The organism is Burkholderia sp. GW821-FHT14F03 (genome assembly GCF_058803765.1).
The window spans coordinates 1-520 of the sequence record NZ_JBXAPG010000164.1; the positions used below are offsets into that span (position 1 = coordinate 1).

The 520-nt window shown below is 60.8% G+C and carries 1 protein-coding gene; it reads right to left on the reverse strand.

From position 1 onward, the window contains the following. On the reverse strand, nt 1-465 hold a 465-nt coding region (tssB, locus tag AC1RQF_RS33530; RefSeq protein WP_492874447.1), incomplete at its 3' end, for a type VI secretion system contractile sheath small subunit. Between the last annotated feature and the right edge of the window lie 55 nt (nt 466-520).

The window sequence follows — 520 nt, forward strand, 5'->3', positions numbered from 1 at the left end:
TTGCGGATTCTTGAGCAGCTCGTGGATCAGATCCTCGGCCGCGGCCTTGCCGTCCATGTAGGTCAGCAATTCCTTCAGACGATTGCGCGCTTCGAGCAGCGTGGACAGTTCCGGAATGCGCCGCACCACGTCGGCCGGCTCGAACGAATCCATCGACGTGAAGGTCAGGTCGATCGGAATCAGCGTGCCGTCGTTCGTCAGGACGTTCTTCACGTGATAGCTCAGCGACGGCGCGATCTTCGCCATGCGCTCGTCGAAATTCTCCACGTCGATTTCCGAGAACCGACGATCTTCGACCGGGCCGAGCGGCTCCACGTTGTCGCCCGACAGGTCCGCCATCACCCCTGCCACGAAGGGCAGCTCGACCTTCTTCTGCGACCCGTAGATCTCGACGTCGTACTCGATCTGCACCCGCGGGGCGCGGCTCTCCCCGATGAATTTCTGACCATCCTTGTGACGCACCATGCTATTCGCCCTCCTAAATTAAGAAATCCAATTACCTGGCCCCTGCCGGGCGCCC